The sequence below is a fragment of the Paenalicyclobacillus ferrooxydans genome, assembly GCF_001399675.1.
GTDB lineage: Bacteria > Bacillota > Bacilli > Alicyclobacillales > Alicyclobacillaceae > Alicyclobacillus_B > Alicyclobacillus_B ferrooxydans.
Genome location: NZ_LJCO01000011.1, coordinates 229138 through 239190, shown reverse-complemented (window position 1 = coordinate 239190; position 10053 = coordinate 229138). Strand labels below are relative to the sequence as shown.

At 54.1% G+C, this 10053-nt stretch carries 9 protein-coding genes and 1 rRNA gene; all 10 read right to left on the bottom strand.

What is annotated here, in order from left to right:
- Positions 1-129, bottom strand: a 16S ribosomal RNA gene (locus AN477_RS03275); the annotation flags it as partial.
- 551 nt (positions 130-680) lie between these two features.
- A complete protein-coding gene (trmD, locus tag AN477_RS03270) occupies positions 681-1577 on the bottom strand; it encodes a tRNA (guanosine(37)-N1)-methyltransferase TrmD (RefSeq protein WP_083485905.1) in 897 nt (298 codons plus the stop codon).
- Positions 1577-2155, bottom strand: a complete 579-nt coding sequence (gene rimM, locus AN477_RS03265; protein ID WP_054967721.1) for a ribosome maturation factor RimM — start codon at positions 2153-2155, stop codon at positions 1577-1579. Before rimM ends, trmD begins: the two co-directional genes overlap by 1 nt.
- Before the next feature lie 103 nt (positions 2156-2258).
- Positions 2259-2678, bottom strand: coding sequence for a YlqD family protein (locus AN477_RS03260; RefSeq protein ID WP_245631697.1), 420 nt, complete (start codon positions 2676-2678; stop codon positions 2259-2261).
- A gap of 118 nt (positions 2679-2796) precedes the next feature.
- Complete coding sequence (locus tag AN477_RS03255; protein ID WP_054967720.1) at positions 2797-3027, bottom strand: KH domain-containing protein; 231 nt, start codon at positions 3025-3027, stop codon at positions 2797-2799.
- Positions 3028-3135: 108 nt separating this feature from the next.
- On the bottom strand, positions 3136-3408 hold the full coding sequence (rpsP, locus tag AN477_RS03250) for a 30S ribosomal protein S16 (RefSeq protein ID WP_054967719.1): 273 nt from the start codon (positions 3406-3408) through the stop codon (positions 3136-3138).
- 96 nt (positions 3409-3504) lie between these two features.
- Positions 3505-4980 carry a signal recognition particle protein gene (gene ffh, locus AN477_RS03245; protein ID WP_083485904.1) on the bottom strand — a complete coding sequence of 492 codons (1476 nt, stop codon included), beginning with the start codon at positions 4978-4980 and terminating at the stop codon, positions 3505-3507.
- Positions 4981-5048: 68 nt separating this feature from the next.
- Positions 5049-5423 (bottom strand): YlxM family DNA-binding protein, encoded by a 375-nt coding sequence (gene ylxM, locus AN477_RS03240; RefSeq protein ID WP_054967718.1) that lies wholly within the window; start codon positions 5421-5423, stop codon positions 5049-5051.
- A 77-nt stretch (positions 5424-5500) separates the two neighbouring features.
- On the bottom strand, positions 5501-6427 hold the full coding sequence (ftsY, locus tag AN477_RS03235) for a signal recognition particle-docking protein FtsY (protein ID WP_054967717.1): 927 nt from the start codon (positions 6425-6427) through the stop codon (positions 5501-5503).
- Between the two features lie 26 nt (positions 6428-6453).
- Positions 6454-10035, bottom strand: a complete 3582-nt coding sequence (gene smc / locus AN477_RS03230) for a chromosome segregation protein SMC (RefSeq protein WP_083485902.1) — start codon at positions 10033-10035, stop codon at positions 6454-6456.
- Positions 10036-10053: the final 18 nt, after the last annotated feature.

Below are 10053 nucleotides of genomic sequence, written 5' to 3'. Positions count from 1 at the left end.
GTCTAAGAGGCAGATTGCCCACGTGTTACTCACCCGTCCGCCGCTGACTTCCGAAGAAGTCCGCGCGACTTGCATGTATTAGGCACGCCGCCAGCGTTCGTCCTGAGCCAGGATCAAACTCTCAAAGTTGAGAAGTTTGCTCTCTTCGTTGCCGAAGATGCTCACTTCGAATCTGTACGTTTCACTCTCTGCGTGTGTTTAGTTTTCAAGGAACCAACTTCATTTCGATGCCTGATAGCTCGCCTCAATATCAGCGTTGTTATCAGGTTTTCATCGTAGCCGCCTCGCGGCGACATCGACTAATATATCACGCCTCCAGACTGAGATCCAGTGGAATCTTCTTCCTTCGCGTATTTTCTTTTTCAATTGGTACATCCACGCATGCCAGTCCCAATGTCAGGGTCCCAATGTCAGGGTCCCATGACTATGGCCCTCGATGGTAGTCCTCGATGATGGTTCCCGTCTCCTGCAGACGCTTATGACGATGGCTCGTGCGAAACCGGCTCAGATGTGACTGCGTACATGAGGCATGCACCTAGGCAGAAATATTGAACGAATATTGACCCGGCTCCATACGATGAAATATGTCTTCTGGGGCGGCCATATGGGATACAGTACCGGCTGCCCCGGACGACATACTTAACCGAACTGCGATGCTCCCGCATCAAACTCAACTCCGGTCAATCGACCGCATCATCCACTGCATCATCCACTGCATCATCCACTGCATCATCCACTGCATCATCCACTGCATCATCCACCGCATCATCCATCGCATCATCCATCGCATCATCCACCGCATCATCCACTGCATCATCCAACACATCAACCATCGAAAAGTCACCCTGTTCGAAACGCAACAGAAGAAGCTCGTCTTCCTTTGTCAGAGCAGCTGACTTCAGAAGGTCAGGACGTCGCATGAAGGTCCGATACAACGCATGGGTTCTCCTCCAACGAGCGATCTCAGCGTGGTTTCCCGACAGCAGCGCAGCCGGCACATCAAGCCCTTCATAAGAAGCAGGCCGGGTGTACTGCGGATACTCCAACAGGCCGGTCGAAAACGAGTCATCCTTGTGGGATGCCACATTACCGAGCGTGCCCGGAAGAAGTCGTATCACAGCATCCATAATCGCCATGGCAGGAATCTCTCCGCCCGTCAGAACAAAGTCGCCAACCGATACCTCTTCTGCACCAATCAGCGGCTTTATGCGCTCGTCAAATCCCTCATAATGTCCACACACCAGCACCAACCGCTCGAGACCTGCAAGCTCTTCAGCCATTGCTTGCGAGAATGTCCGTCCTTGCGGCGACATCATGAGGCGCCGTTCCTTTGCACCGGGAGCGAGTTCGGGTAGTGACTGAAGCGCACTCACCATGGGATCCGGTTTCAGAACCATGCCTGCCCCTCCACCAAACGGATAATCATCAACCGTATGGTGCTTATCTTTTGCAAAGTCCCGGAAATTGACGAATCGAACAGAAGCACGCCCGCCATCGATGGCACGTTTCAACATGCTTTCCTCGAGGATCCCATGAAACATACCCTCGAAGAGAGTGAATACGACAATTTCAAGCATTACCCCTTGTCCTCTCCATCACCCTGACTGCCATCATCATCAGTTTCCAGCAAGCCTGGCATGAGGTGAACAACCATTTGGTTTGCAGCGAGATCAACGGACAGTACTACATCCGGAATGGCCGGTACGAGGACATCCTCCCGTTGCAGATTCCCGCGCACCACGTACACATCGTTCGCACCGGGCCTTAACACATCTGTAATTGCCCCTACCTCACGGCCGTCGTCACTGAAGACCCGCAGACCAATCAACTGGTGTATGTAATATGTATTTTCGGGCAGCGGTAAGAGCGCGTCTTCCGGCACAACGAGTTCGAGTCCCTTCCAAGACTCCACATCGTTAATCGACGTAATCCCATCGAAAAATACGAGCCAAAATTGTTTATGTTGCCGAGCCGCGCTGACTTTCAGGGTTCGTGCAGGTGCTTTGCCCGCTTCGCGCAGATGTAAGACCGAACCTTTCTTAAATCGTTTTTCGGGAAAATCGGTGCGTGGGAATACTTTCACTTCACCTTTCAAGGCATGTGTCCCTGCGATCACGCCGACCGTGTAATAATGTTGTCCCGCTGCTTCTGACACGTGACGCCCCCCTCACTTAGGATGGTCCCTGAACACAAATAAGCTCGGCTAACCGGAATGGGTGGTCGGCCGAACCTATTTCGCGTCGTTTGAGTCGATATCGTCAGACCGGCTGGCCTCCACGACGAATTTCATGCACAATACCATCTTTGATGATAATCTCTGCACCCATGAGGACCTTACTCCAATCGTCACCAACATTGACGTCGACCATTGTTTCGACAGTCATGTTCTGCAACTCGGTGCCGAGCTCAAGCTGCTGAATCTGCTGAATCTGTTGAATGACCTGTTCACGTTGCTCAAGGCGTTGGTTTCTCGCCTGTTCGACTTGTTGCCTGACTTCTTGAGCAGCCGGTCCACCTTGGGCCATTGCCTGCTCCAGCGCCTGCTTGCCCTGTAGTTCGACTTGGTCCAGCTCTGCAGTCAATTGTTCAATCTGACGGCGCTGCTCAGCTAGGATTTGCTGCTTTGTCTGCTCTGTCAAAATGAACTTTACGGTGACTGGCTGACGAATGCTCAGCATAAATCCGCATCCCTTCTATCCCAAATCGGTATTGTGTTTCCTCTTTGCCTGCTCTTGAGGTGTCGTCTCCTCAATCTGTTAACGCGACGGTGATGTCCGTCCCAAGTGATACCGGGTGTCAGGAATCGATGTCCACAACGACATGTCGCTTTTCCCGGTAGGCACGGGCACTGACGACATTCCGAATGGATTTGGCGATCCGTCCCTGTCGCCCAATCACTTTACCGATATCCGATGGATCCACCGTGATCCGGTACACTGTTGTATCCCCGCGTGACTCTTCGGTGACTTTCACTGACTCTGGATGCTCCACCAGGGACCGAGCGAGAAATTCAACCAATTCCTTCATCGGCCGTCCTCCTAGCGCTGAATCTTCGGGAGAAACATGTCCTCGACAGCTCTCCCGAAGCAGCCCACCTCATGTCCGATCCGACTAGCCTGATTCCAAGCTTATCGCTTACTTCTGCAACTTCAGATCGTGGAACTTCTTCATCAAGCCGGCTTCGCGGAACAAGTGACGTACTGTGTCACTCGGAGTTGCGCCGTTTTGCAGCCACTGCAAAGCACGCTCTTCGTTGATGTTGACCTGAGCTGGTTCTGTAAGCGGGTTGTAAGTGCCAATCTCCTCAACAAAACGACCGTCGCGAGGCGAGCGGGATTCTGCAACAACCAAACGGTAGAACGGAGCTTTCTTTGCACCCATACGCTTCAAACGAATCTTTACAGACATGTTTCATATCCTCCTCAGGGTTGTGTGAGATATTGTGTATTTTGTATCAGGCTTGTACTGTTGCATGAAAACAACTACGGCACGAACCTTCTACGCCTAACGCTTTTTCTTCTTCTTGTTCCGGTGTGTCCGCGGCCCAGAACTGCTTGGCGATCCGGCATCATTGCCCTCAGGAGCTTGGGGTACGAGATCGGATAGACCACCGAGATCGCCGAGTCCACCCATTCCCCCTAGGCCCTTCAAGGCCTTCATCGCGCCGCGTTTCCCCATTTTCTTGCCAAATCCGGAGAACCGCTTCATCATCTGTTGCATCTGTTCGAACTGGTTGAGCACCTGGTTGACATCGCGAACGGTGACACCACTTCCGGCGGCAACTCTGCGTCGCCGACTCGCGTTCATCACGGAAGGATCGGCTCGTTCCTTGGTTGTCATCGAAGAAATGATGGCATCGATTCGCACAAACCGTTTCTCGTCAATCTGGAGGTTCTCCAATCCCTTCAGTTTCCCTGCACCAGGAAGCATTTTGAGCACCTGGTCGAGGGGACCGAGTTTACGCACCTGAAGCAACTGCTCCCGAAAATCATCGAGCGTGAACTGACTCGTCCGAAGCTTCTGCTCCATCTCTCGAGCTTTTTCAAGGTCGACAGATTCTTGAGCTCGCTCAATCAGACTGAGAACATCGCCCATGCCTAGAATCCGAGAAGCCAGGCGGTCCGGATGAAACACTTCCAGTGCTTCTATCTTCTCTCCAAGGCCGACGAACTTGATGGGGCGTCCCGTGACTGCCCGCACCGTGAGGGCGGCACCGCCTCTGGTATCTCCATCGAGTTTCGTCAAGATGACACCCGTAACAGGCAACGCTTGGCTGAAAGACTCAGCTACATGGACTGCGTCTTGGCCCGTCATTGCATCGATGACCAGCAACAGCTCATCCGCAGGAACAGCCTGATGAATCCTTGCTAATTCCTCCATCAATGGCGCATCTACATGCAGGCGACCGGCCGTATCAATAATGACGACGTCGGCACCCTGCTTGCGAGCCTCTTCGATACCACTCGTTGCGATGGTCACCGGATCGACATCTGTGCCCATTTGAAACACAGGGACGTTGATTTGACCTCCGAGAACTTCGAGCTGATGAATTGCTGCCGGTCGATAGATATCGGCAGCCACCATCAACGGTCGGTGTTGGTGCTTTACAAACGACAAGGCAAGCTTTGCGGCCGCAGTCGTCTTACCTGCGCCCTGCAACCCGACCAACATGACCACTGTTGGCGGTTTCGCAGCCATCCGCAACCGCTCTTCCGAGCCACCCATCAGTTCAGTAAGTTCTTCATGGACAATCTTGACGACTTGCTGACCTGGTGTGAGGCTCTTTTGAACATCCTGCCCAATTGCCCGTTCACGGACCTTGTCCACGAACTGTTTGACAATCCGAACGTTGACGTCTGCAGCAAGCAATGCCAATCGAACTTCGCGCATTGCCTCCTGTACGTCAGATTCAGTCAGTTTCCCTTTGGACTTGAGCTTACTCAGTGCCTTTTGCAGGTTGTTTGACAGCCCTTCGAGCAATGTCCTTCCTCCTTGCCAGGCAACCACTGACGGTCGCAAAGGGTGATTTGCACTTTGCTAAGGAACCATCATTCCACACGCCACGCCACAAACATTGCGTTCATCGCCTTCTGCAACCGCTCGCGACCCGACTCAGGGACATCCTCTTTGAGGTCATCCCACACCAGTCGCAGTTCGGTCAGCAGTTGTCGATTGCGGCGCGCAGTGGCAAGCAACGACAGTGCGGATTCGTAAGTCTCCAACTGCTCTGCGGAGCGATGCAGGTTATCATGAACCGCCTGCCGGCTGACTCCGAAGTGAGAAGCAATTTCCGACAAAGACCAATCATCGAGATAATAGAGCTCTACCATCTCTTTTTGGCGATCCGTAAGCAATGCACCATAAAGGTCATATAAATCGCCCATACGGGTGACTTGTTCTATGATACGAGTGTCAGAGTCCACTGTCAAGCGCATCCCCTTTACACTTCAAACACGTCGCAACACTTCAACTTAACCGCGTCGCAGCTGTCATTGCCTGCTTATGAAGCCGATTCGGGTGCTTGACAGATCGCTTCAGCGAAGGCCTTAGGTGAAAATGGTTCGAGATCGTCCATTTGTTCGCCAAGTCCCACCCATTTGACCGGAATGTGAAACTCCCGAACAATCGGCAGCAGTACGCCGCCTTTGGCTGTCCCGTCCAGCTTTGTGACAATCATGCCCGTGACGTTGGCCACTTCGAGAAATGACTTGGCCTGCAACAATGCGTTTTGGCCCGTTGTGCCGTCGACCACGAGCAGAACTTCGTGCGGCGCACCAGGCAATTCCCGTTCCACAACCTTGTGGATCTTAGCCAACTCTGCCATCAGGTTGGCCTTATTATGGAGGCGTCCAGCTGTGTCACAGAGGATTACGTCGGCACTTCGCGCACGTGCCGCTGCGATGGCATCATAGATGACCGCAGCCGGATCGGCGCCTTGGGTGTGGCGAATGACATCCACTCCCGACCGATTCCCCCACTCCATCAATTGTTCAATGGCAGCCGCTCGAAATGTATCACCTGCAGCGACCAGGACCTTTTTGCCTTCTGCTTTGAAGTGGTGGGCCAGTTTGCCGATGGAGGTGGTCTTGCCGACTCCGTTCACACCCACAAACAGGTACAGCGATGGGCCTGTCTCCGCCACCTTCATGCTTGGATCATTATCCTCCAAGGCTTCTTCCATGGCCTGTTGGAGCAGTCCTGGCAATTCAGAGCCATCAGTCGCTTTCTGTTCCCTTGCAAGACGCCGGACCCGTTCCACCAACCACATCGCAGTCTCAAACCCGACATCCGCTGCGAGTAAGACTTCTTCGAGCTCTTCGTAAAGTGCCTCATCGAGCTTGCGCCCGTGAAACAGTCCGGTCAATCGCCCGAACAGCGCGTCGCGGCTCTTCGCCAGTCCGCGTTTAAACTTATCAAAAAGTCCCATGGACCTCCTACCTTTCCCAAAGGGGGTTAAGCCGTTTCGATGTCAGAATCCAGGTTTTGATCTTCCAGCCGTACGCCAATCAGGTTCGACACGCCGGACTCCTGCATCGTGACGCCGTAAAGCGCATCTGCCTCTTCCATCGTACCACGTCGGTGTGTCACGACGATGAACTGGGTCTCATCGGAGAAACTGCGCAGTTGTTGGGCAAACCGACTGACGTTCGCCTCATCGAGTGCAGCCTCAACCTCGTCGAGCACACAGAATGGCACCGGCCGTACCCGAAGTATTGCGAATAGCAACGCCATCGCTGTCAGCGCACGTTCACCGCCGGACAGCAGATTCAAGTTTTGCAGTTTTTTCCCCGGCGGCTGGGCGATTACTTCGACTCCCGTCTGCAGCAGGTCATCTGGGTTCGTCAATGCGAGATCCGCTTTACCGCCCCCGAACAGCTGTCGGAAGGAAACGTGGAACTCCTGACGGATGGCTTCAAACGTCTCTGCGAAGCGCTTGGACATCTCCTCGTCCATCTCAGAAATGACTGCTTCAAGCTGATTCTGCGCCTCACGGAGGTCTTCGCGTTCTCGCGTCAGGAACGACAAACGCTCCGACAAACGCTCCCACTCTTCAATGGCACCGAGGTGAACTTGTCCCATCTGCCCCATCTGTCTGCGCAGGGACTCCGCACGCTGTTTCGCCTCAGGTACCGCGAGCGTAAGTCGATGGTGCTCGCGGGCCCACTCAAAGGTCATCTTGTGCGTTTCACCCATCCTGTCGAGAGCGTGCTTGAGATCTGCGTCGATCCGTTGCTGTGCCACTTCTGCACGGTGTACCAGTTCATCCGCAGTCGTCAGTTCCTGCTGCCGGCGGCGGATGGTTCGTTCAAGTTCCGCAACCTCTGCCTCAAGTCGCTGAACCTCCTGGCGAACCGCCGCAGTCCCTTGCTCAAGTTCCGACAGTTGTGCTTCCGCTGCACCCAGTGTCTGTTCGACGCTGGTTGCGGCACGAAGCTCGTTGTCCTGGGACAGGCGAAGTTCATCTGTCTCCATTTGTAACTGTTTACTGCGGGAGTGCAGGCGGTTTGCTCTTGTCTTCAAGTCGTTCATCTGTTGCAGAACGCTGTTTTTCGCCTGTGTCAACGTAGCCATCTCAACTCGGACTGCTGTCAAGACATCCTGGGCTTGCGTGAGTGAAGACTCACGTTCCGCGAGTGAACGCCTCGTTTCCTCAAGACCCTGCTCCGTCTCCTGGATGGCCGTAATGACCGTGGCAAGCCCCGCCTTTGCGGTTTGTAGACGTTCCAACCATCCAGTGTGACCAAGGGTCAGCTCGGACAGTTCCCACTCGACAGCCTGACGCTTGTCCTTGACGGTCTCCAAGCGCATCTTCAGATCTTGTGTCAGTGCACGAGCCTGTTCAAGTTCGCCGCGCTGTTTCTCCTGGTCGGCAATCGCACGCCGTTGTGCTTCGCTCGTTTTCTCAACACTGCGGCGCAGTTCTGCCTGTTTGGCACGGAGGTCATCGATGGCCTTCTTCTTCTCTGCGATCTGTCGCTCCACTTCCTGGCGTTCCCGGGAGCGCCCGAGCAGACCTGGACCCTTCCGCGAGATGCTGCCACCCGTCATGGCGCCTCCAGGGTTCACCACATCTCCTTCCAGGCTGACAATACGGATGCGATAATTCAGGACCTTTGCCACCGCATTCGCGTGAACCAGGTTGTCCGTGACGACCACATTACCGAGAAGATGTTCCATAACTGGCCGGTAGATATCGTCGCAGCCAACGAGATCGCTTCCAATCCCGACGACACCCGCCTGACCCTTTAACTTGTCTCTGTCTCCTGACTGGAGCATCCGTGACCGTATAACCGACAGCGGCAAAAACGTCGCTCTGCCGGCATGCCGCTGTTTGAGGAAATCAATTGCAGACCGGCCCGCAGCTTCGCTGTCGACAACGATGTTTTGGAGCGCACCGCCGAGGGCTGTCTCAATGGCCGCTTCATGTGCCTTTTCCACTCGGATCAAGCCTGCGACAGGTCCATGAATGCCATCCAGTCGTTTTTTGCTTGCAGCCTGCAAAACCGTCTTTGCGCCCAGTGCGTACCCGTCATAACCAGATTCAAGCTCGCTTAACAGTTCAAGCCGGGAAACGAGCGAAGCTGTCTCTGACTCCACCCGATGAATGGCGGCCACGCTGTTTGCTTCGGCCGCAGCGTGATCGCGCTGCAATGTCGCAATCTCACCAAGTTGTTTTTGAAGTTGTGCAAGGTCCTCCTCAAACGATCGAACACGTTGCTGCTGTTCAAGAAATTCTTCCTCAAGCTGCTGTTCATCCGCCAGATGACGCGCCTGTTCCGCCCCTAGGCGCTCGCGCTTTTGCTCATCCTGAGTGAGGTACTCTTCTGCCATCTTGATTTCATTTCGAAATCCTGCAGACTGGTGGTGCAGTTCAATATATTCCTCATTGAGGCGCGCAATTTCTGCTTCAAGTCGAGCCTTGACACCGGGGTCCACAGCATTCGCAGCGGCCTCTAGTTCCGATGACTTGATTTCCATTTGTGCCGTAACGTCATCCAACCGCTCTGCAGCAACTGTGAGATCGCGCTCGAGTTCTCCGAGCTCCTCCATCACGCCTTCGATTTGCTTCGCTTTATCGGCCGCTGACCGTTCAGCGTTGCTTGCACGTTCTTGATGCAACGCCAATTGTCCTTGCAACCGTTGCCGTTGCTCAATGACATCGACGTGTTGTCGCTGCAAGACTTCCGCACTGCGGCGACGGTCGTCAAGCGCACTGCGCTGTACCGCCAAGGTCTGCTCTACTTCAGTGACCAGAATTTTCGCTGTGTCACGCTGTGCAACTGCCTGTACGCTGGCTGATTGCGCGTCTTGCCAGCGTTCGGTTTGCTCCTCGATGTCATGGACCAAGAGCCCGATATCGAGGGCCTGGTGCTCTTCCTGCAACATCTGATATTTTCTCGCTCGCACAGCCTCCTCTTCAAGGGGACCGGCCTGACGGTGAAGTTCATCCAGGATATCGTCCACACGTGTGATATTCTGGTCTGTTTCTGCGAGCCGGCGTTCGGCTTCCTTTTTACGAAATTTAAACTTTACAATCCCAGCCGCATCCTCAAAGGCTCCGCGTCGGTCCTCAGCGCGGGTGGACAACATCTCATCAATCTTGCCCTGTCCGATGATGGAGTAGGATTCACGCCCCATTCCCGAATCCATGAAAAGTTCTGCAATATCCTTTAACCTGCAGGCCTGCTTGTTGATCATATATTCGCTCTCGCCAGACCGGTACATCCTGCGGGTCACTGTCACTTCGTCAAAAACCACGCCAAGGTGTTGATCGGAGTTGTCAAGGGTGAGGGAAACTTCACAGAAGTTAATCGCGCGGCGTGTCTCCGTTCCGGCAAAAATGACATCCTCCATTTTTGCTCCACGCAGAGTACGCGCACTCTGCTCACCGAGCACCCAGCGAATAGCGTCGGCAATGTTGCTTTTGCCGCTTCCATTCGGGCCAACCACGGCGGTGATACCGGGGGAAAAGGCAATTTCTGTGTGGTCAGCAAAGGACTTGAACCCTGTCACGTCGATCCGCTTTAGAAACACCGGTTCTTCCTCCTTGCG